Here is a 22,714-nt window from a genome sequence, read left to right as displayed (position 1 = left end):
CTGATTCGATTGGCATTCGACCAAATACTTTTGAACATTCGATCATAGGATGAGTTTTAAGATGAGATTACCCTTTGGTTTACGGGACAAGATGGTTCTGGCGAATGAGGTTTTTGCATTTGCCGGAAATATCGGCGCCGGTATTGGCGCGTTATTGGCTATTCTGGGTGTTAGTTCCAATTTCGCGAACAATACCTCCAGGGTGGTCTTTAATGTTGAGGTGGCAACACTTTCGCTGCCCGTTCGTATGATTTTGGTGATTCTCATCGCCGCCGCATTGGGCTGGGGTTTGGGGGCGTTGGTAACTTGGCTCAGCCGTTCCCGGAATGAGGCGTTGAGCTTTGCTGTCTATGTTGTTGCCATTCTGTGGGGTGGATTGATTGTGGGTGCTGCCGACTGGTTGGCGGTTGCCATGAACCGGCAAATCCTGTCCGAGACCTTGCTGTTCACCATTGTCGGTATGGGTCTTGCCTTGTGGGTCGCCGGGTTTCATTTTCGCAACTCTAACGCAGCCGGGAAACATGCGCTGCGGCTTCATTGTGATGCGCTCATGCTGTGCTCAATCGGAGCAGCGCTGTTCATGATTCTGACGATGCTGGGGGCACGGTGATGGCGATCGGGGGCCCTTTGGACGACAAAAACGCCGCCCGCCTGCTCAGCGCGGCTGCGCTGTTCGATTTCATGTTTCTGGCATTTGTTTGCGCTACTATCGAACCCGTGTTGCGGCAAGAGCTTGGGCTGCTGCGTGCAGGCCCTGCCCTGACGGCGGGGCTTTATCTGGCGATGGTCCTCATCTACTGGCTGATCTGCGAAGGCGTGCTGAGCGGCGCAACCCTTGGCCGCTTTGTCCTGCGCCTGACGATGCGTGACAAAAGCGGCAAGCCGGTTTCACCCGTGCGCCGGTCCACACGCGCCATGAAAAAGATCATGACGCTGGGTCTGATGGGTCTGAACCCAAACACCGCCGCACGATATGACAGGGCTGCTGAAGTCCGCTGGTTCAGCCCGATGGCGCCGCGCTTGGTGACCCTTTGGCGGCTGCGTGTGCAATCCGGACCGGATCGTGGCAAGACCCTGGTTTTCAATCAGGTCAAGGGCCTCAAATCCTCGCGGCAGATCAAAATCGGGCGCGATCCCGGTTGGGCCGATCTGGCATTGACACGCAGCAAGGGCGCGTCGGGCAAACATTGCATCTTGCAGATTGCCAAGGGCAACCAGCTTCAAATTCGGGATATGGGTTCTTCGAATGGAACCTGGGTGCGCGGGCGGCAAATTGCACCGGATAAACCTGTCCGGCTTGGCTCTGTCAGTCAGTTCCGTGTTGGGGATGTCTGGATCGCGATCATTCGTTAAACGACAAAACCGAGACATGGCGCCACACCTGCTACTCTTGCAACTTGTGCGCTTTTCGTATACCGCCGCATACAAATTGAATGGCGAGGTAAAATTCACACCTCGCGCTCTCGCCCAAATCGTCGGAAAATGCCATGAGCCTCTATACAGATTACCTGAGTGAAATCGAAACCCGCAAAGAGCAGAGCCTTAGCCCCAAGCCTATTGATGATGGCGCATTGGCGAAAGAGATTATCGATCAGATCCGCGACCGTCAGAACGAATATCGCGCCGATTCACTGAACTATTTCATCTACAACACGCTGCCCGGTACAACGAGTGCCGCCGGTGAAAAGGCTCGCTTTCTGAAAGAGATCATTCTTGGCGAGGCGGATGTCGAAGAGATAACGCAGGAATTTGCGTTTGAGTTGCTGTCGCATATGAAAGGCGGCCCCTCAGTCGAGGTGCTGCTGGATCTGGCCTTGGGCGAAGATACAAAGATTGCTGGCGAAGCGGCTGAAGTTCTTAAGACGCAAGTGTTCCTTTATGACGCTGATACCGACCGTCTGAAGGCCGCCTTTGAGGCCGGCAATCCGATCGCGAAAGACATTCTTGAAAGCTACGCCAAAGCTGAATTTTTTACCAAGCTTCCCGAAATTGATGATGAGATTGAGGTCGTCACCTATGTTGCCGCCGAAGGTGATATCTCGACCGATTTGCTGTCGCCCGGCAATCAGGCGCATTCGCGTGCTGATCGGGAACTGCATGGCAAATGCCTGATTTCCGAGGCAGCGCAGCAGGAAATCGAGGCGCTGAAGCTGCAACACCCCGGTAAACGCGTGATGCTGATTGCGGAAAAAGGCACGATGGGTGTGGGTTCGTCCCGTATGTCAGGTGTGAACAACGTGGCGCTATGGACCGGCAAGCAGGCCAGCCCCTACGTGCCCTTCGTCAACATCGCCCCGGTCGTGGCGGGCACCAATGGCATCTCGCCGATCTTCCTGACAACCGTGGGCGTGACTGGCGGCATTGGTCTTGACCTGAAGAACTGGGTCAAAAAGGTCGACGAAGACGGCAACGCGATCCTGAACAATGACGGCAATCCGATCCTTGAAGAGAAATACTCGGTTGCCACAGGTACGGTGCTAAAGATCAACACCAAAACCCACAAGCTGCTGAGCGAAGATGGCGAAGAACTGGTTGATGTGCCGGCATCCTTTACGCCGCAGAAGGTCGAATTCATGAAGGCCGGTGGCTCCTATGCCATTGTCTTTGGCAAAAAGCTGCAGACCATCGCGGCCGAAACACTGGGCGTCGAAGCCCCGCTGGTTTTTGCGCCGTCTAAAGAGATCAGCCATGACGGTCAGGGCCTGACCGCAGTTGAGAAGATTTTCAACAAAAACGCTCTGGGCACCACGCCGGGCAAGACCCTGCATGCCGGGTCTGATGTGCGCGTCCGGGTCAACATTGTTGGCTCACAAGACACCACCGGTTTGATGACCATGCAGGAACTCGAAGCGATGGCTGCGACAGTGGTCTCACCTAGCGTGGATGGGGCATACCAATCGGGCTGTCACACGGCCTCTGTGTGGGATGCGAAGGCACAAGCCAACACCCCACGCCTGATGAAGTTCATGAATGATTTCGGCCTCGTTACCGGTCGTGACCCTAAGGGCGTCTATCATTCGATGACCGATGTGATTCACAAAGTGCTGAACGACATCACCGTAGATGACTGGTCGGTCATAATCGGCGGCGACAGCCACACCCGTATGTCCAAAGGCGTGGCATTTGGCGCGGATTCGGGTACTGTGGCGCTGGCGCTTGCAACCGGCGAAGCCTCAATGCCGATCCCTGAATCGGTCAAGGTGACCTTCAAGGGCAACATGGCCGAGCATATGGATTTCCGCGACGTGGTGCATGCGACGCAGGCACAGATGCTGGAACAGCATGGCGACAACGTGTTCCAGGGCCGCGTGATTGAGGTGCATATCGGCACGCTGCTGGCGGATCAGGCCTTTACCTTCACCGACTGGACGGCTGAGATGAAGGCCAAAGCTTCGGTCTGCATCTCAAATGACGAGACCCTGATTGGTTCGCTGGAGCTGGCCAAGTCGCGCATCCAGATCATGATCGAAAAGGGCATGGAGCATGAAAACGGCATGCTGCAAAAGCTGATCGATATCGCAGATGCACGCATTGCCGAAATCAAGTCGGGTGAAAAACCGGCGCTGCGCCCTGATGACAACGCAAAGTACTTCGCAGAAGTTGTTGTCGATCTGGATCAGATCGTCGAACCGATGATCGCCGATCCGGATGTCAACAATGCTGATGTGTCCAAGCGCTACACCCACGATACGATCCGCCCGATCTCGTATTACAATGCTGAAAAGTATGTGGATCTAGGTTTTGTCGGGTCGTGTATGGTGCATAAGGGCGACATGAAGATTGTCGCTCAAATGCTGCGCAATCTCGAAAAGGGCGCGGGCAAGGTTGAGTTTAATGCGCCACTGGTTGTGGCCGCACCGACCTACAACATCATCGACGAGTTGAAAGAGGAAGGCGATTGGGAGATTCTCCAGCGCTATTCCGGGTTTGAATTCGACGATCTGTTCCCCAAAACGCAAGCCCGCACAGAATACGAGAACATCCTGTACCTTGAGCGTCCGGGCTGTAACCTCTGCATGGGCAATCAGGAGAAAGCGGCCAAAGGCGACACGGTTCTGGCCACCTCGACCCGCCTGTTCCAGGGCCGCGTCGTGGCGGATGCGCCTGACAAGAAAGGTGAAAGCCTGTTGGCCTCGACCCCTGTTGTGGTCTTGTCGGCCATTCTGGGCCGCACCCCAACCATTGAGGAATACAAGACGGCGGTAGATGGCATTGATTTGACCAAATTCGCGCCACCGATAAAGGCACCTGCGACGACCAATTCCGCTCATTTCTAAAGATGTGATCTGAGTGTAGATAAGCCCGGCCCATTGGTCGGGCTTTTTTCATGCGCTCAAGCTGCCATGTCTTTCAAGACGGCTAGCAATTGCGCCACTTCCTGTTCGGTGTTGTAGTGACACAGTGAGATACGGATGCAATCCGACAGCCCCAGCGGCGTCAGTACATTGCCCGAATAATGGTCCGCTTTGCGCACATGGGTACGGATGCCCTGCTGGTTGAGTGTTTCGACGACTTGTTCGGACGGGACGCCATCCACCACAACCGACACCAGACCTTCGCGCGCTGTGTTGTCCGTTCCGGCCAGAATGCGAATGTGATCCATATCGCGTAGACCCGGCAGGTTGCCGACCCCGTTGATCATCGCATTGGTCAGGTGGGTCTCATAGGCGTGGATGGCGCGGCCTGCCGCCTCGATTCGTTTCTGCGGTTCTGCCTCGTCCGATACCTCTCCACCAAGCCAGACGAAATATTCAATCACATCAGACATTGTGGCGTAAGAACCGGCATCACGGGTGCCGAACTCCCACCCCGTCGCGGGCGCGTCGATCAGCATGTCATGGGGCAGCGCGCTTAGCTTATCGGAGATCCACGCGATGCCATAGCCGTGGCGCGAGAACACTTTGTAAGGTGAGATCGCATAGCCATCGACATTATACGCATCCAGATCCAACTGCCCGTGCGCCGCGTGCTGGATACCATCTACGATGATCAGACAGTTGGGCGAAACCGCGCGGATCGCGGCGGAAATCGCCGCCACATCCATCCCCATCCCCGTGACGGGTGAGGCGTGCAGGATCGTGGCCACTGCCACGTCCGGGGTCATCAGCGCGGCATAATCCTTGGCCGTGACCAGCCCGGCTTCATCGTCATGCTGAACGTTGACATAGTCCAGCCCGGCAATCCCAGCCCAACGGCGCGCGGCGCTGCGGGTGGCGGGGTGTTCGATTGAGGACCCGATGACCTTTGCCCCTTTCGGCACAACAAGACAGGCGGTGCGGATCAGCCGGAACAACAGCTCGGTCCCGCTTTCCCCCGCAAAGAACTGACCCGAGCTGGCATTCATGAATACGCCCAGATCGGCCTTGGCCTTGTTGATCACATTCTGCGTGCCCTGCCCGGCCGGATTGATCCGCCCAGGATTGTCAGGGATCGCAGCATAAAACGCAGAGGTCTCAGCCACTTTTTTCAAAGTCAGCGCACCGCCTGCGTTTTCAAAGAAGATACGCTCTCCCTGAAACGGGCAACTCTCGACATGGGCGAAACGGTCGCGGATGGCCGCGATCAGATCGGGATTGTCTTTGATCATTTGGGGTTCCTGTCGCTGCTCATCGGTGGGCCCACTATGAACTAGCACACCAGACTTGTTTTAGCGGTTTATTCCACGACATTTTGCGCGGGGAAAGGGCCGCAAACAGTCTTGGCCCATCTTAGCAACAGTGCTGGTTGCCTGTGAGGCGCAATTTTGAACTGCATCTCTCGAAATCTGGAGCAGATCGCCTTATTTGAAACGTGACAACCACAAATCCAGCTAGGGGCGATTCCTTGACCCCGATTCAATGAGTAGCCTTGATGAGCAAGAAAGTCCCTTCGCCCTGTATCGACGTCTGCAAATTCCGGCGCGAGGGTCATTGCATCGGCTGCTCGATGACCAAACCCCAGAAGAAGCTGTTCAAATCGATCAAACGAGCGGATCAGCAAGAGGCTTTTGTGCAGATGCTTGTCTGCCAGCAGGAAAAAATGGGCCGGTACACCCATTGGGGACCGGCCTATCTGAAAAAGCTAAAGAAGAAAAAGGCCAAGGTTAATATTCCCCTGGCCAACTAACTTAGCGCAGCATGGCGCGCAGGAACCACGCAAATTTCTCGTGGGTCTGACCACGACCGATGCACAAATCCTCAGTCAGGGTATCACCGTGCTCAGCGGCCAGTTCGCCAGCGCCCGCCAAAGTGGCCGCCAGTGTTTCCTGAGCTTCCAGCATGAGCTTGATCATCTCTTTATCGGTGGCGTGGCCGTCATGTTCTTCAACTTTCGAGCGCTTGAGCATCCCGGCCAGAGTTCCTTCGGCATGGGCATCCAACGCTTTTACACGTTCTGCCAGATCATCTTGTGCAACAAAGTGATCTTCGTAGATTTTCTGGAACAGTTCATGCAGCGGGCTAAAGGCCATGCCGGTTACATTCCAATGAAAATTCTGCGCCAACATGGTTGTTACGGCTGTTTCAGCAACTGACTGGTTCAACGCATCTGCGATGGCGGTGCGGGCGTCGGTGGTCAGATCAACGGCTGTTTGTGTCATGGAAGTCACCTTTTTTCCTGGGGTTCGAAATGTTTTTGTCGATCAAGAACAGGGATCTTACCCCTATCTAAAGGATCAGGCAGAGATTCCAAGACCTTTTTAGAATTATTCTAAAGAAGCTAAAACTGGTCCGAGACAGCCCGAACCAGAAAAGCCAAGTTTCGTTGCCGCCAACGTGAAACGCGGGACTGGATCAGAAACCGGAAACTGTCATCATCCTCGCGCTCGATGGCATCGAACAACCGCGCTAGCCAGGCCTCATCAAAGGACAGTTCGGACGAACCCGGACGATGAAAGATGGGGCGTTTTTCAACCGCCTGACGGAAGCCGCGCATCAAAGTTTCCGCATGCCGCATCTGTGCATCTGCGGGATCAGCCAACAGCAAGGCACAGGCCTGATCCAGATCGACCCGCGCAGCAGAACGGCAGCGCAGCGCAACCATTCGCAAGTGGTTGATGATCGCCAAGGGCCGATCCGCCATTTGCGGGGCTGGCGCAAGGTGCTGTTCTTCAACCGCCTTGTAAACGACTGCGTGCATAGTTGCCTGAAACCTGTTCGTCTGCGTGAGTGAGTTGCAGATTTAAACCTGACAATAGTAATAAGGATTGCCGATCACAAGAGGTCCGACACTGACTTTTTGCCACATCTGCGTCAGAGTCGTCGCGTTTCCAATCAGATGAGATCGAACAAACGACCGGGAAGGCCGTGATGCCGTGGCAAATCCAATGCCCTGACAAGCGCAAACATCATCGCCTGGTTCGATGTGACCACTGGTTTGCCCAGTCGGTCTTCGATCCGCTCAACCGCCTCAACCGCGCGCATGTCGGTGCAGCTGAGCACGATGGCTTCTGCTTCGGGGTGATCTGCGCGACAGGCAAGATCAAACACCTCATCTGGTGTCAGTTCACCCTGCCCATAGTTTCCCAACGCCCGCCCGATATCTGCAGAATGCACCGTCGTGATGTCATTCTGCGCCAGAAAATCTGCAGCCTGCGCGTTGATCTCACCCAAATAGGGTGAGGCGAACCCGACTTTGCCCACACCCAGTGCTTTGATCGCCTGTACCAGTGCCCCGGCTGCGGTGAAGGTGATAGCACCAGACGCGGCCTTGATATCGCGCACCAGTTGCGCGTCAAAAGATGGCCCATGGGTCAGCGTGGCCGAGGTGCAACCGTACAGAACCACATCAGGCCGAACGCCAGCGATCATTCTCAGGTCATGGCTTATATCCGAGGCCCCCAGCCCCGCCATCTGATCAGAGCCGGGGATTTCGTCCACGTCATACCCCCCCATGCGCTGAAAATGCACTGTCGTATTCGGGCACCGCATCAGCATCATGTCAGCTTCCAGATTGGTGTTGGTGAAGGGCACCAAGACACCGATCTTTGCTCGTGTGCGGGTCTCGTGGGTCATGACGTTATCTTTCTGAGCACGGCCAAACAGCGATCCATTATCTCCTGCGGGCAGATCGTTGCCCGTAGACAATCGCCCAGCCCATAGCCGCCCATGCCCCGCATTAGCAAACCTTCGGCCAGTAGGGCGTGATCAACTTTCTGAGCGGTTTCGACATCCGCGAACCTGATCAGCACAAAATTCGTATGGCTGTGTGGCACAGCCAGGCCGAGCGCCCTGCACTCATTGGCAAAGCGATCCCGGATCGCAGCCGTTCGGTTCACCGTTTCCTGCATATGCGCCTGATCCCGCATCGCTGCCGCTGCCATGGTCTGAGAGGGAATCGGTACGTTGTTCGGGTTCAGGACTTTCCGCACCTCAGATGCAATCTCTGGGGGAAAGACACCCCAGCCCACACGCGCGCCCGCTAACCCATATGCTTTTGAGAAGGTGCGCAAAACCACCGTATCACCACGTTTCGCCAAGGCGAAAATTTCAGCCGGATTCTGGTCTGTATCTGAAAACTCAGCGTAGGCTTGATCGACTACGAGCAATACTTCGTTACGCAGAGCTTCGCGAAGACGGATTATTTCAGCATTCGGGATCAGAGTGCCTGTCGGATTGCCCGGGTTGCAGACAAATACAATCCTCGTTTTGGGTGTGACAGCGGCCAAGACATCATCTACCGAAACGGTCAGATCGACCTCACGCGCCTGCACATAATCCGCCTGCACCTGCGCCGTAGCAGACGCCACATAGACATAGCCGTAATCCGTGCCCAACACCCGGTCCCCCGACCCGGCATAGGTTCGGATCAGGCAACCGATCAACTCCATCGACCCTGCCCCACACAGGACCATTTCAGGGTCGAGGTTATGCACCTCGGCAATCGCTGCACGCAAATCAGACCAGTCCGGATCAGGATAAAGCTGCATCTGATCCAATACCGCCTGACCCGCTGCAACAGCCATTGGGCTGGGCGGAAAGGCGCTTTCATTCTGTGCCAGAGAAACGGTGCCTGCATTCCCAAGATCGGCCAAAGCGTAAGGAGCCATCGCACGGATATGATCGACCGCCCGGATCATGGCTTAACACCGTAGGCCTTGGCCCCTTCGGGTGTTATCAATCCGCGTTTTAGATCCAGCGCCAGCGCGTCCGGGTCCCGATCTGCCGGATCGCCGAACCCGCCACCCCCGGGCGTGTCGAAGATCAGACGGTCTCCGCCTTCGACCCTTAGCTCACCCTTGCCGGGAATGTCGCTGACCCCGTCCCGAAACCGGATACGCCCCGGCGCGCCGGGTTGGCCGCCCATCCGGCCCAAGGCGGGGAATTTCAGCCGCTCAACCGACAGGAACACGATGAACGGCGCACCATTGGACGAGGTCATCTCGATCCTCTGGCCCAGCCCGCCGCGATATTTGCCCGCACCGCCCGAATCCGGCAGCAATTCGCGGCGCCATATGATCACTGGCGCAACGCTTTCGGTGATCTCGACCTGAGAGCCGAAGACACCCGAGGGGTAGGCCGTGGCCGACAGCCCGTCCGCATGGGGTCGCGCGCCGGTGCCGCCGTTGTGCACGGGCTCGATGGCAAACTCACGCCCGCCATTGGCCGTAACCTCAGGCGCGTGGCGCATGGGCAGATCAAACATGCAGCTTGCACCCTCGGCCGGAACCTTATCGGGCAGCGCCTGATGCAGGCACCCCAATACCAGATCAGGCGTCACCTGCCCCAGCGTATGGCGCATCGCCACCGGCACCGGGCGCTGCGCATTGAGGATACAGCCCTTGGGACCATCAACCGTGAACGGTCCCAGCGAGCCCGCATTGTTGGGAATATCCGGCCCGACGATGCAACGCAGGGCAAAGACCGTATAGGCCGTGGCATAGTTCAGCGGTACGTTGATGCCCTTTTTCGAACAGCCCGATGTGCCGGCGAAATCCACATGCATCCCGTCCTTGGTGACGGACAGGGTGGCATGCAATTCCAGTTCATTTTCATAGCCATCCATACGCAGCACGTTCTTGAAAACACCCTCTGGCACCTCAGCGATGGCCTCCAGCGCGCCTTGGCGCGAGGTCTCGATGATATAGCTGCCCAAACGGTCCAGATCGTCGATCCCGAACTCATCCATCATCGCCACCAATCGGTTCACCCCGGCCTCACAACAGGCAATCAGGGCGTAGATGTCGCCCTCATTCGCTATCGGCTCGCGCGAATTGGCGCGGATGATGTCCATCAGCAGCGCATTTGGCGTGCCTTCTTCGACCAGTTTGCAAGGAGGGATCAGTAGGCCTTCGTCGTAAACATCCGATCCTTCTGGCCCCATGCCCAAGCCCCCCAAATCCACCAGATGAGAGGTGCAGGAGGTAAAGCCAACCACCCTGCCATCCTTGAACGCGGGCATCATCAGCAGGAAGTCGTTAAGGTGTCCCGAGGCCAGCCAGGGGTCATTGGTCATGTAGATGTCACCGGGCCTCATGTCTCGGATGGCAAAGCGCTGACACAGATGTAAAACCGCCTCGGCCATGGTGTTGATGTGGCCGGGTGTGCCGGTTACTGCCTGCGCCAGCATCCGGCCATTGACGTCGAAGATCCCGGCAGAGATATCGCCGCATTCTCTTACAATGGGGGAAAAGGCAGCGCGGATCAGGGTCTGTCCTTGTTCCTCGACGACGGCCAGCAGTCGGTTCCACATGACTTGCAGGCGAGCGGGAGAAAGCTCGGGTTTCATCATACGCCTCCTTTCTGATCGTGGATCAGCACTAGATTGCCAATTGCATCCATATGGGCTGAGAAATCTGCGGATACGAGCGTGGTGGTCTGAGGCTCATGGATCAACGCCGGGCCGGATACGTAGTCACCGGGTTCCAGATCGGCACGCGCGATGAATGCCGCGTCTTTTGTCGTGCCGTCCACATCGCAGGTGATCGGGCGTGTCTCGGTTGCGTTGAACATGGTGCGTTCGGGCGTATCGAGCACAGGTGCAACTGTGTTGTCCAACGACGCTACCCTAACGGCCCAGTTCAAGATCTCGATCTGCATCCCAGGTACGGGGCGCGAGAATTGCTTGCGGTACTCCTCCTCAAACGCGTTGGTCAGCGGGGCAATGTCTTCGAGCGTCACCGCACGGTCCGGCAGAGGAATTTCGATCTCATGACCTTGCCCGTGATAGCGCATGAATGCTGTGCGCCGGGTTTGAGTTTGCGCATCGCCCGCCCCTTTGGCCACGACCTTTTCCGCCTCGGAAATCATCGCATCAAACAAGGCATTCACCCCATCCAGGTCCATGCTGTTCAGCAGCGAATAGTGTGAGCGCACAATCTCGAACGAGACCGGCGCGAACAGGAAGCCCACTGCCGACCCAACGCCCGGATTGGGTGGGATCACGATGCGAGACACGCCGGCAGAACGGGCGACGCGACCGGCGTGCAACGGGCCGTTTCCACCAAAGGCTATCATCGTGCGTGGGCCGAGGTCTTTCCCCGACTCGACCGCATGCATTCGCCCGGCGCTGGCCATGCTTTCATCGACAATGCGGCTAACCCCATCCGCGGAACCGACCGCATCCAAGTCCAATCGCTCCCCAATTGTACGGGCCAACGCTGCCTTGGCGCTAATCGCGTCTAACTGGATATGCCCTTCGGCAAAGGTATCCGGCACTATGTAACCCAATGTAATATCACTGTCGGTTACCGTCGGTTCCGTTCCACCACGCATAAAAGCCACCGGCCCGGGCTCTGACCCTGCAGATTGCGGCCCAACAGTCAGGCGGCCCAGACGATCCACCCCGGCAATCGAGCCGCCGCCCGCGCCAATCTCGATCATCTCGATCACCGGAATTCGCACCGGCATACCCGAGCCTTTGATGAAACGCGCGGCGCGCGCGATTTCGAAAGAACGTGAAGTCTGCGGCCGTGCATCGTCTATCAGGCACAGCTTGGCGGTCGTGCCGCCCATGTCAAAGGATAGAACTTGATCGAGTCCCGCTTGCGCGGCGATGCGTGCGGCCAGAATGGCCCCTCCTGCCGGGCCGGATTCGACCAGACGGATTGGAAAGCGGGCTGCGGTTTCGACCGTACACATGCCTCCGCCTGCCGTCATCATCAAGATCGGGCATGTCACACCTTCGGCTGCGAATTTCTTGGCGAACCGGGCCAGATAGCTTTGCATCAGGGGTTGGATGTAAGCGTTTGCGACCGTGGTGCAGAGCCGGTCGAACTCTCGGGCTTCGGGGCTAACATCGGATGAGATCGAGACGGTTAGGTCTGGGCGGCGCTCAGCCAGCAGATCCCGCAGGCGCCGTTCATGCGCCGGGTTGGCATAGGCGTGCATCAGGCAGATCGCCACCGCCCCGGCCCCACTTGCGTCCAGTTCGGCCAGCAAGTCATCGACCTGCGCCTCATCCAATGGGATCAGCACAGCGCCTTCGGCGGACATACGTTCGCGGATCACAAAAGACCGCTCTCGCGGGACAAGAAGATCAGGCTTTTCCAGATTGATATCGTATTGGGAATAGCGCCTCTCATACCCGATATCGAGGATATCACGGAACCCCTCGGTGCAGATCGTCGCCACCACGGCCCCGCGCCGTTCGATTAGCGCATTTGTTGCCAGCGTGGTGCCATGGATGAACCCCGTCACCTGCGGCAGAGATCGCCCGCTTGCGGCCATCACCCGCCGCGCGCCCTCCATCGCCCCATCTGCCGGGTTCTGATGGGTCGTCAGGGTTTTGGCCGAGGCCAGTATGGTCTCATCGCCTTCGACCAGAACCGTGTCGGTAAAGGTGCCGCCAATATCTATGGCCAGGCGCAGCGCATATGTCATGTTTCATCTCGTTTTGCATGTGACTTCGACCAATCAAATGCCCTGTGGGCTTCTATTGGCACATCACAACGAGATCACAGCCGGTTGCCCGGCGGTCCAATGGGTTGGTTAACAAAACACTGCGCATATCTATTTGTTGCGCTGGACAACCGTCAGAACTAGCGCGTTTGCGACATATCAGACCCGGAGCGACATTCCCAACGGGGTATCCTCCCCTTACCTTGCTGCTGTTGTCCAACTCCCCGTGCTGAGGCTGTTCGGCGAATATTCGGTCAATTCCGCACGAAACGGCAACGCGTCATGTATCCGAATGCCGCTGACCAACTCAAACCGCCAGCCACCTTGTGCACCATCAAACCCCGCGATATCTGGATGCTGTTCCTGAAGAACGTCTACCTTTCCTGTCAGCATCAGCACATCGCCGGTTTGATAGTCAGGAAATAGTAAACCTGCACGCGGCGTGACCAGAAAGTTGCCCAGCGTGTTGAAGAAGTTGTTTCCTTGAAAGTCCGGCACCAGAAGGCTGTTGCCTTGCACCTTCACAAACCCCGACCGCCCACCGCGATGCGAAACGTCAACGCTGCGCCCCGTATCGGTGTCTGCATAGCTTGTGACATAGGATGCGTTGGCTGAAGCGACCATGTCACGCGCGGCAGTGTCCAGTTCATTGAACCGCTCGATTTTCGAGTGCTTCGCTTCGCTGCCTGGCTCTCGGATGAAGTCAACGACATGCGTTTGAATGTATTTCGGACAGTTCCCGAAAGACTGGGTCACATCCAACAGTATGTCGGTTTCTGATACTTCGCCAATTGTTGCATTCAGACGATTTCGTCGCCGCGTAGATAGTTCGAGCCCCAGCAAACCCAGTGGTGTGTTGTGTACCAGAGCGTCAGCCAATGGATCGTTGGGATGAGGCCTGGCCTGTACCCTCAACTGTCTTTCATTTGGTGAGGACAAAAATCCAGGCTTGCCGGCCAGGATCGATGCCCAGGGCCAGCCATCCTGATCGACACTGCCCAGAAAAACAAAGGGCAACTGTGCAAAGAATTCACGATGCTGGTCCGGCATGAACGGGCGGATCACGGTCCGACCTATCTTCTCCATTCTGTCTTGTTTTCCGATGCGGCGCTGCATTTCGCGCTCGCCGCGGTGAAACGGAGAATGCTCGGTTTGAAGGGGCGCGTTCATGGCGGACCTCGCGGTGTCTTTTGGGTTCAGATGCTGCTTTAGGCGGCGTTTAGCCCGGCTGCGGTTTTGGGCATTGGTACAAACCCTTCCAAAGCTTCGATATTGGCTAGCAGGCGCCGCACATTCGGGTAGGGTTCCAACGAAACATCGCCTTCGGGAGCGTGGGCGGTGTAGCTGTAGATGGCCACATCGGCGATTGTGGGCCGATCACCGACAAGCCAATTACGCCCGTCCAGATGTGCATCGAGCTTGCCCAAAACTTTGGCTGCTGTTGCGTGGGTAAACGCCATGTCCAAAGGCGCGTTGAACACATTGATCAACCGGGCGGCTGCGGGGCCAAAGGCGATCTCGCCTGCGGCAAGGGTCAGGAATTTCTGAACCTCAGCCTCAAGCACCGGATCATTGGGCAGATAGTCTGGGGCGTATTTGCGGGCAAGGTAAACAAGGATTGCGTTGCTGTCGCACACGACAACATCGCCGTCCTCTAAAACCGGCACCTGCCCTGCTGGGTTCAAGGCCAGAAATGCATCCTGTTTGTGCGCCCCACCCGCCAAATCCACATCAACAATGTCATAAGGGATATCGGCCAGGCTGGCGAACAAAACTGCCCGGTGGGCGTGGCCAGACAGTGGAAAGCTGTGAATGCGGAGGGGATATGTCATCAGATGGCTCCTTCTTTTCGATTGCATTGGAGCCAGAGATAACTTGCTTACAGTCAGGCGATAATATACTCACTTATTGAATGACTATGAACGTGGCGTAGATAATGGACACCATCGCAGGAATGCGGGTTTTTGTGGCTGTCGCAAGCCACGCATCGTTTACTGACGGTGCCCGACAGGTCGGCATCAGCACGAAACTGGCCAGCAAATACATAGGGCAACTTGAGCAGCGTCTGAATGCTCAGCTTCTTAATCGCACCACCCGCAGCGTCACCCTGACCGAGACTGGCAAGGCCTATTTCGAACGTTGCCTACCGCTATTGGAACAATTCGATGAGTTGGAAGGGCTGGTTCAGCAGCGGCAGACCGAACTGGCTGGGCGCATCCGGATCACCGCCCCAACCGGTTATGGATCGGCCGAGTTGGTCCACCTGCTCAAACCCTTTCAGGATGAACATTCCGGCGTTCTGATCGAACTGCATTTGTCTGATCACCATGTGTCCTTGGTGGATGAAGGGTTCGACCTGGCTATTCGCTTTGGGGTTCTGAAAGATTCCTCGCTGGTGGCGCGTAAGTTGACCGATATGCGTATCGTTTGCTGTGCTGCGCCGGACTACCTAGACCGCATGGGCCCTCTCGAAACACCTGAAGATCTGTCACGGCACAATTGCTTGCTGCAAACGACGGGCAATGTGATCGACAGTTGGGATTTCGAAACCTCGGACGGAAAGTTGTTTGTACCGGTCTCGGGCAATTTCCGCGCCAATTCGCCCCGCGCGGTTGCCAACATGGCCGCTGATGGGTTGGGAATCGGGCGGGTGCCTTTGTACACTGCTAAGCCGTTCTTGGCGGACGGACAGCTCAAATTGATCTTGGAATCTTATGAAACCCGAGTGCTAGGCCTGTACGCAACCTACCCGCCGAACCGGCACCTGACCGCCAGAATTCGCGCTTTGATCGACTATTTGGTGACCGCTCTGGCGCGTTCATAGCGGTTTCGCATCGGCCTATACTGGCGGCACATCTGTCAAAATAATTGTTTGAAGCTTGGTATTGAAATTTACCTACCTAATAGTAGATATATGATAAGAGACTGATATACTATTCTACCTTTCCCGAGAAGGAACCTCTTATGGAACTGAACTCTGATTTCTCCGCCCGCGTCGTTGTCCACTCGGATCAGTTAGACTGGTTGCCCTCGCCAATGAAGGGCGTTGACCGTCGGATGCTGGACCGGATCGGAGGCGAAGTGGCCCGTGCCACCACCATTGTGCGTTATGCACCGGGCAGTTCGTTCTCGGCCCACACCCATACCGGAGGCGAAGAATTCATCGTACTGGACGGGGTATTTCAAGACGAACACGGCGATTTCCCTGAAGGTACCTATGTGCGCAATCCACCAACCTCGTCTCACACACCCGGTTCAGAGCCGGGATGTACGATCTTTGTCAAACTCTGGCAGTTTGACATGGAGGATCGAACGCAGTTTCGCAAAACCATGGCGGAGGAGCTTAGCGCACCAGTGAAGGGCGTTGCGACAGCACTCCTGCATGAAGATCCCCGCGAACGCGTCACCTATAGCCATCTTGATCCGGGTGCGGAACTGACCTCGGATGCAGCTGGTGGGCATGAGCTGTTGGTCATAGGTGGCCAGATCACTGCGGGCGGGGATGCGCTGGCTAAGAATGCATGGCTACGGTTGCCTGACGGTGAAAACCTGACAGCTGTGGCAGGTCCAGATGGTGCAAAGGTCTGGATCAAGACCGGCCATCTGCCTTATGCCAAAGCGCCTGCGGTTTGATCGCGCCGTGCACATGAGCTCTCGACCCAGACAACGGACGCAGACCCTGATCATCGGGGGCGGTCTTTCGGGCCTGAGCCTTGCGGCAGAGCTGGCGCGACAAGGGCATGACTTTGTTCTGGTTGAAGCTCGGGATCGCCTAGGCGGTCGTATTCTGACCCGGCATCATGGCGATACCGGCTATGATCTGGGTCCTGCCTGGTTCTGGCCCGGTCAGCCAAGGATTGCAGATTTGATCGGCCAGCTTGGTCTATCCTGGTTCGAACAGCATTATGCAGGCGAGCTGACCTATGAGGACGAACATGGCCGCGTGTCGCGGGGCCTTGGGTTTTCATCCATGAGGGGATCATTGCGATTGGACGGCGGCTTTGGCGCGCTGATCGACGCTTTGGCGGCAAGCGTCCACCCGGACCGAGTTCACCTGTCGATGCCAATACAACAGATCGCGCGGGGCGAAGATAGCGTGATTGCAACAGCTGCCGACGGCCGGACCGTTCACGCAGACCGGGTTGTGCTCGCCCTGCCCCCGCGGGTTGCTGCGCAGTTGTCTTTCGAGCCCGCGTTGCCTGACAAAGCGCTGAGTTCGATGCTTGCGGTTCCCACTTGGATGGCGGGTCAGGCCAAGGCCGTCGCAATCTACGCATCACCCTTCTGGCGCGACGCCGGACTGTCCGGCGACGCGATGAGCCGTCGGGGTCCGATGGTTGAAATTCATGATGCCTCGCCCGCCCAAAACGGGCCCTATGCGCTATTCGGTTTTGTCGGATTGCCGCCGCAGGCGCGCAAAGATCAGGTGCGTCTGCGCCAACTGGTCTTGGAACAACTCAAGCGGCTGTTCGGGCCAGAGGCTGCACAGCCGCTGGACCTGTTTGTCAAAGACTGGGCCAATGACCCGTTCACGGCAACATTGGAAGATCAGCAACCGCTGTTCAGTCACCCAACCTATGGCCTGCCCTCACCCCTGATGGGTCTTTGGGACCAGGCGCTGATTTTCGCTGGGACCGAGGTTGCCCCCCAGTTCGGTGGATACGTTGAAGGTGCATTGGAAGCCGCGGAGCAGGCCGCAAGGCTTATCATCTACCAAAAGGTTGAGTTGTCATGATGACCGATACGAAGATAGCCCTTCTGAACGTCGCCGAGCAGGCAGCGCGCACCCGTGGGTTTGACGGGTTCAGCTATGCAGATCTGGCCGATGCGGTCGGCATTCGCAAAGCATCGATCCATTATCATTTTCCGACCAAGGCAGCACTATCTGCCGCGTTGATGGATCGATACCATGACGCGCTGAAGGCCGATTGTGATCGGATCGATGCCGCCTGGCCAACTGCGGGCCAGCGTCTGCTAGCGCTGATCGATATCTACCGGGATGCGCTAGGCGGTGGCAAAACGTTGTGTCTGTGCGTGGCCTTGATCGGCAGCCGCGAAAGCTTGTCGGATGAGGTGATCCAAAAGATATCTGAGTTCCGAGCTATGATGGTGAACTGGCTGATCCGAGTGTTCGAACTGGCGGCGCAGGATGGGTCCATTTCATCTTTGGGTGCCGCCCCAGCCGAGGCCCGCGCGGCCCTTGCCCTGTTGGAAGGGGCACATTTGACCGCACGGGCCGAAGAAAACACCTCGAGCTTCAATCAGGCTGTTGAATTGCTTGAGGCGCGGTGTTGAGTGCGGTTAACAGCTGAGGATCAGAACGTCGCGCAGGCCTGCATCGCGTTGACCCCATCATGGCGGCGGGCCCAAAGGTCCAAACCATCTTCACTCGCCCTGCCTTGAAGTTGAAATGGTGCCATCCCGGTGATGGGAGACAGGCCTTTGAATGCGAATGTTTTCAGCGGTTTGTTGACGCTCCGACTGGCCAGAGCGGCCAATAGTGTCGCTGTCAAAGGGCCGTGAAAAACCAGCCCATCATACCCTTCGACGGTGCGGGCATAGTCCACGTCGTAGTGGATGCGGTGGCCATTGAAAGTCAGGGCCGAATAGCGGAACAGCATGACCTCGGACGGCGTAACCATTTCCGAAACCTCTGCGTCGGCAGGCGCGATAGGTTGCGCGGGTTTTGATGCGTTGGGCTTTGGGTCTTCGCGATAAACGATGTCATGTTCCTCGGTCAGGGCAAGCGTGCCATCTTTGGCCAGAACCTCATGCATCACCGTGACAAAGCACAGTTCCCCGCTGCGCCCGCTTTTTTCAGTGATGGCTTTGATGGTCGAGCGTTTCCTGACGCACGCCCCCAACAGCAAGGGTGTATGAAACGTAAATCGACCCCCTGCCCACATACGCCGAGGCAATCTAACAGGTGGCAAAAAACCACCCTTCTTCGGGTGCCCGTCCCGCCCCAGCTGATCCAGAGGTTTGGCATCGAGAAAGTAGAGCCAATGCCACAGCGGGGGGAGCGGATCGCCAATCCCCAAGCTGGGCTCTTGCCCCAGCGTGGCCTGCATGAACCGCGCTGGTTCGGGGCGCAGGATGTCACTGTGGCTTTCGCTGCGCCCGATCCAGCTGTCGAAAGTATTTGGCATACTACGCCCGAAGTTTACGCCACTTACGATCCGTGGCAGTTCGGGGCAGCCTAGGATTGCTCAGTGCCAACGACAAGCCGAACCGCGCGAAGATTTGGATCAATCAACAATAGAAATTGGCTGGCCCAGCGTGTCAGCATCGGGCGTGATACCCAAACCGGGGCCCTCGGGCGGAGTGATGCGACCATTCTGGCGCACGGGGCAATCCAGAGCCAAGCGGGGTCCGACATAGTGGCTTAGGTCACAAGTATTCATGATGCCGCGCGCGGGTGTCGATGCTGCAAGATGCAGCACGGCCGCCGTTGTGATGTCACTACCCCAAGTGTCTTCAATACACATCTGGGTGCCCAGCGTCAGACACAGGTCGCGGATTTGCCGCATCGCAGACAGGCCACCCATCTTGGACAGTTTCAACGCCGCCGCCTGCATGCAGCCCAGTTGGTGTGCCTCAAGCACCGAGGTGATGTCATGAGCGTTTTCGTCGATTTTCATCGGCAGGCCTGTTGCGCGCTGGACATGGGCGCATTCATGCAAAGTGGTGCAGGGCTGTTCCAGCATTACGTCCAGATGGGATGCCGCCCGCCCAACCCGGATAGCCGTCAGCGCATCGCAGCCACAGTTCCAATCGCCGTAAACCAGGGGACCTGACCCAACGGCTTCGCGCACCTTGGCTAGACGTTCCACATCCGCCTGCCAGTCGTCGTCCGCGCCTAGCTTCACTTGAAACTGGCGCATGCCGTCGTCGTAAGCGTCGCGTGCCATTCGGGCCATTCCATCCGGCGCGACGCAGGTGATCGAGTGATAGAGCGGCATGTCTTTGACCTGTCGCCCGCCCAATAGGCAGTACAGTGGTAGGTTCGCCGCCTGTGCTGTCAAATCCCACAGGGCCATATCGATGGCCGATTTGGCATAGCCATGCCCATGCAGGTAGGTGTTCGCGCGCTCGATCAATGCCTCGGGGCCAATCGGATCGGCCCCGATCAAAACCGGGGCCAGTTCCATGACGGCAGGCACTACGCCCTTGGCATAAGCAGGCAGATAATGCGGAATGGGGCAGACCTCACCCCATCCTTGCAGTCCGGTATCGGTATCGATCCGCAATACCACCGAGGTGGTGGTGTCGCAGGTTTTTCCGTCTGCCATGTAATAGGTCTCATGGCTGGTCAAGGGGACTTCCCACAGCGCGATGCGCGTGATCTTCACGTCAGGCTTCCTCTACTTGCTCAAGCTGTGGCGCGTCGGTGCGCGGCAGCAGGCTGGCCGGGTCATAGGCTGGTTCGCTCAGAATACGCCCTTTGCGCGGCTTGCCCGCTATGATGACTTCGATCTCTGTGCCGGGCACATGCGCGTGCGGTTTGATATAGGCAAAGGCCAGGATTTTGCCGACCGTGTGACCATAAGCGACCGAGGCCGTTGCGCCGACGATTTCGCCATTTACAACAACGGCTTCGCCGCCATGCCCGTCCTCGACCCCGTCCGGTTCGATCTCCAGATAGGCACAGATCCACGGCATTTCGCCTGTCTCGGCCTGTTCCGCGCTGACCCGCGTGGCCTCGACACCCAAATAGTCTTTGTCCAGCTTAATGAACCGGCCCACATTGGCCTCGGGCAGCGTGACCTCGTTGGTCAATTCGCCTGCGCCGGGGAAGGCTTTCTCCATCCGCATGGCGTTCATTGCGAAAGAGCCGTAGTTGACGATGCCGTAAGGTACACCCGCAGACCAAAGCGCGGTGTAGACGTCAACACAAGCCGCGTCGGGCATGTGTAGCTCCCAACCCAATTCGCCCGCATAGGACATCCGGAACGCCCAGACCTTGTGGCCTGCAACGGTGATTTCCTGCGCCGACAGCCAGCGGAAACCGGCATTCGACAGATCCGCATCGGTGCATTGCGCCAGAACATCGCGCGATTTTGGGCCGTTCAACGACAGGGCCGACCATTCGGCAGACAGCGCCGTGATGGTTACATCCTCATCGGCGCGGTTGTGGTTCAAATGGTCCAGCAGGCGCTGTTCGAAGAAGGCGGCACAGACCAGATAGAACCGATCATCCGCCATGCGCACCAGCGTGGTTTCCAACTCGACCCGACCCCGGCGGTTCAGCATATGGGTCAGCGTGATCGAGCCGGTTTTCTGCGGCATCTTGTTGGCGGTCAGACGGTCCAACAATGCGTAAGCGTCCGGGCCCGAAACCTCGACCTTGGTAAAGGCGGTGACATCCATGATGCCGACGCCTTGGCGCACGGCTTTGATCTCGGCCCCGATCACATCATGCACAACGTTGCGGCGGAAGCTGTAGTGGTCGCGCTGCTCGACGCCGTCCGGCGCAAACCAGCGGGGGCGCTCGAACCCGTAGACCTCTTCATACACCGCGCCCTTGTCCTTAAGGATTTCATAGAGCGGTGACGGCTTGATCGGGCGACCTTCCAGTCGGTTGAAATGCGGGAAGGGAATCTCGTGGCGCAGCTTGTAATCCTCATGCGCTTTGATGACCTGCCAATCCTTTTTGGCATAGCTGCCAAAGCGGCGGGGGTCGTAATCGCGCATCGAGATATCGGCGGCACCCCGCACCATCCACTTGGCCAGTTCGCGTGTCAGGCCGGGGCCCCAGCCGATCCCGATCTGAGTGCCGCAGCAACACCAATAATTCTTGACACTTGGCGCAGGCCCAACCATCGGGTTGCCATCCGGCGGGTGGCTGATGGCGCCATGGACCTCACGGGTGATACCCAGTTCCGCAAAGATCGGCATGCGTTCCAGAGAATTCTCCAGCCATGGCATGACACGGTCATAATCGGCCTCGAACAGCCAGTTTTCGTATTCCCACGGGCATTCGTCATGCCAGACCGAGTTCGAGTTCTCTTTCTCGTAGATCCCGATCAGACCCTTTTTCTGCTCCATCCGGATATAGCCCGAGACCATCTTGTCATCCCGGATCACCGGCAGTTCAGTGTCCAGATCCTGAAACTCGGGCACATTTTCCGTGACAAAATAGTGGTGGGTCATCGAGGTCATGGGCAGTTGCAAGCCCGACCATTCGCCCATTTGGCGGGCATAGGTGCCACCGGCGTTGACCACATGCTCGCAAATGATTGTGCCCCTTTCGGTTTCAACCACCCATTCGCCCGCATCATTCTGTGTGATGTTGGTAGCGCGGCAATGACGGAAGATGCGCACCCCTTTCTGACGCGCACCGGTGGCCAGCGCCATGGTCACGTTAGACGGGTCCACATGGCCATCATCCGGGGTGTAAAGCGCGCCCAAAACGCCATCCAGATTATAAAACGGGTGCTTTTCTGCGATGAAGTCCGGCCCGACCAGCTCGATATTGAAACCCAGCGAACGGCCAACGGATAGGGTGTGGCGCAGCCAGTCCATCTCATCCTCGGTATAGGCCAGCCGGAACGAGCCGCAGCCATGCCAGGTGACCGCTTGCCCTGTCTCTTCCTCAAGCGTCTTGGAATACAGGCCAATATTGTAATCGACCATCCGCCCCAGCCCGTAGGAACTGGTGGAATGGGTGATCTGTCCGGCCGCGTGCCATGTTGATCCGCTGGTCAGTTCAGCTTTTTCCAGCAGGATCGTGTCTTCGCCCCAGCCTTCATGCCCCAGATGATAGGCCAGGCCGCAGCCCATAACGCCGCCGCCAACAATGACGACCTTTGCGCGCTGCGGCAGTTCTTTATTGGACATCACAAATTTCCTGTTCGAGAGTCGCAGATTTCTGTGGATTTGATATTCAAACAAATGTA

The 22,714-nt window shown here is 57.3% G+C and carries 20 protein-coding genes; 8 read left to right on the top strand and 12 right to left on the bottom strand.

The window, feature by feature from the left end; genetic code table 11:
- Positions 1-61 precede the first annotated feature (61 nt).
- From ACR0JX_RS15850 to ACR0JX_RS15840, 3 genes are all read left to right on the top strand, one after another.
- Positions 62-610 carry a hypothetical protein gene (locus ACR0JX_RS15850; protein ID WP_480544753.1) on the top strand — a complete coding sequence of 183 codons (549 nt, stop codon included), beginning with the start codon at positions 62-64 and terminating at the stop codon, positions 608-610.
- Positions 610-1,353: an FHA domain-containing protein gene (locus tag ACR0JX_RS15845; RefSeq protein ID WP_480544752.1), complete on the top strand. Its 744-nt coding sequence runs from the start codon at positions 610-612 to the stop codon at positions 1,351-1,353. Before ACR0JX_RS15850 ends, ACR0JX_RS15845 begins: the two co-directional genes overlap by 1 nt.
- Before the next feature lie 134 nt (positions 1,354-1,487).
- Complete coding sequence (locus ACR0JX_RS15840) at positions 1,488-4,277, top strand: bifunctional aconitate hydratase 2/2-methylisocitrate dehydratase (RefSeq protein ID WP_480544751.1); 2,790 nt, start codon at positions 1,488-1,490, stop codon at positions 4,275-4,277.
- Positions 4,278-4,333: 56 nt separating this feature from the next.
- On the opposite strand, the gene ACR0JX_RS15835 is transcribed toward ACR0JX_RS15840, so the two are convergent.
- The gene (locus ACR0JX_RS15835; RefSeq protein ID WP_480544750.1) at positions 4,334-5,587 is read right to left on the bottom strand and encodes an aminotransferase class V-fold PLP-dependent enzyme; all 1,254 of its coding nucleotides are present in this window, start codon (positions 5,585-5,587) and stop codon (positions 4,334-4,336) included.
- 263 nt (positions 5,588-5,850) lie between these two features.
- Here ACR0JX_RS15835 and ACR0JX_RS15830 point away from each other — a divergent pair, with 263 nt between their 5' ends.
- Positions 5,851-6,105: a DUF1289 domain-containing protein gene (locus tag ACR0JX_RS15830; protein WP_480544749.1), complete on the top strand. Its 255-nt coding sequence runs from the start codon at positions 5,851-5,853 to the stop codon at positions 6,103-6,105.
- A gap of 1 nt (position 6,106) precedes the next feature.
- Here ACR0JX_RS15830 and ACR0JX_RS15825 read toward each other — a convergent pair whose 3' ends face one another.
- The 8 genes from ACR0JX_RS15825 to ACR0JX_RS15790 form a co-directional block, all read right to left on the bottom strand.
- Positions 6,107-6,577, bottom strand: a complete 471-nt coding sequence (locus ACR0JX_RS15825; RefSeq protein WP_480544748.1) for a Dps family protein — start codon at positions 6,575-6,577, stop codon at positions 6,107-6,109.
- 119 nt (positions 6,578-6,696) lie between these two features.
- Complete coding sequence (locus ACR0JX_RS15820; RefSeq protein ID WP_480544747.1) at positions 6,697-7,116, bottom strand: hypothetical protein; 420 nt, start codon at positions 7,114-7,116, stop codon at positions 6,697-6,699.
- Between the two features lie 134 nt (positions 7,117-7,250).
- Positions 7,251-7,991: a maleate cis-trans isomerase family protein gene (locus tag ACR0JX_RS15815; RefSeq protein WP_480544746.1), complete on the bottom strand. Its 741-nt coding sequence runs from the start codon at positions 7,989-7,991 to the stop codon at positions 7,251-7,253.
- Positions 7,988-9,055 (bottom strand): pyridoxal phosphate-dependent aminotransferase, encoded by a 1,068-nt coding sequence (locus ACR0JX_RS15810; protein ID WP_480544745.1) that lies wholly within the window; start codon positions 9,053-9,055, stop codon positions 7,988-7,990. Before ACR0JX_RS15810 ends, ACR0JX_RS15815 begins: the two co-directional genes overlap by 4 nt.
- A complete protein-coding gene (locus tag ACR0JX_RS15805; protein WP_480544744.1) occupies positions 9,052-10,704 on the bottom strand; it encodes a hydantoinase B/oxoprolinase family protein in 1,653 nt (550 codons plus the stop codon). The genes ACR0JX_RS15810 and ACR0JX_RS15805 overlap by 4 nt, the downstream gene beginning before the upstream one ends.
- Positions 10,704-12,797 carry a hydantoinase/oxoprolinase family protein gene (locus ACR0JX_RS15800; RefSeq protein ID WP_480544743.1) on the bottom strand — a complete coding sequence of 698 codons (2,094 nt, stop codon included), beginning with the start codon at positions 12,795-12,797 and terminating at the stop codon, positions 10,704-10,706. Before ACR0JX_RS15800 ends, ACR0JX_RS15805 begins: the two co-directional genes overlap by 1 nt.
- Before the next feature lie 216 nt (positions 12,798-13,013).
- A complete protein-coding gene (locus ACR0JX_RS15795) occupies positions 13,014-13,985 on the bottom strand; it encodes a pyridoxamine 5'-phosphate oxidase family protein (protein ID WP_480544742.1) in 972 nt (323 codons plus the stop codon).
- Between the two features lie 38 nt (positions 13,986-14,023).
- The gene (locus ACR0JX_RS15790; protein WP_480544741.1) at positions 14,024-14,647 is read right to left on the bottom strand and encodes a glutathione S-transferase family protein; all 624 of its coding nucleotides are present in this window, start codon (positions 14,645-14,647) and stop codon (positions 14,024-14,026) included.
- A 104-nt stretch (positions 14,648-14,751) separates the two neighbouring features.
- On the opposite strand from ACR0JX_RS15790, the gene ACR0JX_RS15785 reads away from it, so the two are divergent.
- The 4 genes from ACR0JX_RS15785 to ACR0JX_RS15770 all read left to right on the top strand — a co-directional run bounded on the left by ACR0JX_RS15785 (position 14,752) and on the right by ACR0JX_RS15770 (position 18,110).
- A complete protein-coding gene (locus ACR0JX_RS15785) occupies positions 14,752-15,639 on the top strand; it encodes a LysR family transcriptional regulator (protein ID WP_480544740.1) in 888 nt (295 codons plus the stop codon).
- Positions 15,640-15,779: 140 nt separating this feature from the next.
- Positions 15,780-16,448 carry a cupin domain-containing protein gene (locus ACR0JX_RS15780; RefSeq protein ID WP_480544739.1) on the top strand — a complete coding sequence of 223 codons (669 nt, stop codon included), beginning with the start codon at positions 15,780-15,782 and terminating at the stop codon, positions 16,446-16,448.
- 13 nt (positions 16,449-16,461) lie between these two features.
- Positions 16,462-17,550 carry a flavin monoamine oxidase family protein gene (locus ACR0JX_RS15775; protein ID WP_480544738.1) on the top strand — a complete coding sequence of 363 codons (1,089 nt, stop codon included), beginning with the start codon at positions 16,462-16,464 and terminating at the stop codon, positions 17,548-17,550.
- Positions 17,550-18,110, top strand: a complete 561-nt coding sequence (locus tag ACR0JX_RS15770) for a TetR/AcrR family transcriptional regulator (protein WP_480544737.1) — start codon at positions 17,550-17,552, stop codon at positions 18,108-18,110. Before ACR0JX_RS15775 ends, ACR0JX_RS15770 begins: the two co-directional genes overlap by 1 nt.
- 20 nt (positions 18,111-18,130) lie before the next feature.
- Here the strand turns inward: ACR0JX_RS15770 and ACR0JX_RS15765 are convergent, their stop codons facing one another.
- The 3 genes from ACR0JX_RS15765 to ACR0JX_RS15755 all read right to left on the bottom strand — a co-directional run bounded on the left by ACR0JX_RS15765 (position 18,131) and on the right by ACR0JX_RS15755 (position 22,655).
- A complete protein-coding gene (locus ACR0JX_RS15765) occupies positions 18,131-18,964 on the bottom strand; it encodes an HTD2 family dehydratase (RefSeq protein ID WP_480544736.1) in 834 nt (277 codons plus the stop codon).
- A gap of 99 nt (positions 18,965-19,063) precedes the next feature.
- Positions 19,064-20,167: a mandelate racemase/muconate lactonizing enzyme family protein gene (locus ACR0JX_RS15760; protein ID WP_480544735.1), complete on the bottom strand. Its 1,104-nt coding sequence runs from the start codon at positions 20,165-20,167 to the stop codon at positions 19,064-19,066.
- 1 nt (position 20,168) lies between these two features.
- Positions 20,169-22,655, bottom strand: a complete 2,487-nt coding sequence (locus ACR0JX_RS15755) for an FAD-dependent oxidoreductase (RefSeq protein ID WP_480544734.1) — start codon at positions 22,653-22,655, stop codon at positions 20,169-20,171.
- Positions 22,656-22,714: the final 59 nt, after the last annotated feature.

It is taken from the genome of Ruegeria sp. AH7, from assembly GCF_056541325.1.
This window is presented reverse-complemented; position numbering and strand designations above follow the sequence as displayed.

Coding starts and splice junctions, on each gene's coding strand:
- ACR0JX_RS15850 (WP_480544753.1), top strand. CDS start 62: ATGAGATTACCCTTTGGTTTACGGGACAAGATGGTTCTGGCGAATGAG.
- ACR0JX_RS15845 (WP_480544752.1), top strand. CDS start 610: ATGGCGATCGGGGGCCCTTTGGACGACAAAAACGCCGCCCGCCTGCTC.
- ACR0JX_RS15840 (WP_480544751.1), top strand. CDS start 1,488: ATGAGCCTCTATACAGATTACCTGAGTGAAATCGAAACCCGCAAAGAG.
- ACR0JX_RS15835 (WP_480544750.1), bottom strand. CDS start 5,587: ATGATCAAAGACAATCCCGATCTGATCGCGGCCATCCGCGACCGTTTC.
- ACR0JX_RS15830 (WP_480544749.1), top strand. CDS start 5,851: ATGAGCAAGAAAGTCCCTTCGCCCTGTATCGACGTCTGCAAATTCCGG.
- ACR0JX_RS15825 (WP_480544748.1), bottom strand. CDS start 6,577: ATGACACAAACAGCCGTTGATCTGACCACCGACGCCCGCACCGCCATC.
- ACR0JX_RS15820 (WP_480544747.1), bottom strand. CDS start 7,116: ATGCACGCAGTCGTTTACAAGGCGGTTGAAGAACAGCACCTTGCGCCA.
- ACR0JX_RS15815 (WP_480544746.1), bottom strand. CDS start 7,991: ATGACCCACGAGACCCGCACACGAGCAAAGATCGGTGTCTTGGTGCCC.
- ACR0JX_RS15810 (WP_480544745.1), bottom strand. CDS start 9,055: ATGATCCGGGCGGTCGATCATATCCGTGCGATGGCTCCTTACGCTTTG.
- ACR0JX_RS15805 (WP_480544744.1), bottom strand. CDS start 10,704: ATGAAACCCGAGCTTTCTCCCGCTCGCCTGCAAGTCATGTGGAACCGA.
- ACR0JX_RS15800 (WP_480544743.1), bottom strand. CDS start 12,797: ATGACATATGCGCTGCGCCTGGCCATAGATATTGGCGGCACCTTTACC.
- ACR0JX_RS15795 (WP_480544742.1), bottom strand. CDS start 13,985: ATGAACGCGCCCCTTCAAACCGAGCATTCTCCGTTTCACCGCGGCGAG.
- ACR0JX_RS15790 (WP_480544741.1), bottom strand. CDS start 14,647: ATGACATATCCCCTCCGCATTCACAGCTTTCCACTGTCTGGCCACGCC.
- ACR0JX_RS15785 (WP_480544740.1), top strand. CDS start 14,752: ATGGACACCATCGCAGGAATGCGGGTTTTTGTGGCTGTCGCAAGCCAC.
- ACR0JX_RS15780 (WP_480544739.1), top strand. CDS start 15,780: ATGGAACTGAACTCTGATTTCTCCGCCCGCGTCGTTGTCCACTCGGAT.
- ACR0JX_RS15775 (WP_480544738.1), top strand. CDS start 16,462: ATGAGCTCTCGACCCAGACAACGGACGCAGACCCTGATCATCGGGGGC.
- ACR0JX_RS15770 (WP_480544737.1), top strand. CDS start 17,550: ATGACCGATACGAAGATAGCCCTTCTGAACGTCGCCGAGCAGGCAGCG.
- ACR0JX_RS15765 (WP_480544736.1), bottom strand. CDS start 18,964: ATGCCAAATACTTTCGACAGCTGGATCGGGCGCAGCGAAAGCCACAGT.
- ACR0JX_RS15755 (WP_480544734.1), bottom strand. CDS start 22,655: ATGTCCAATAAAGAACTGCCGCAGCGCGCAAAGGTCGTCATTGTTGGC.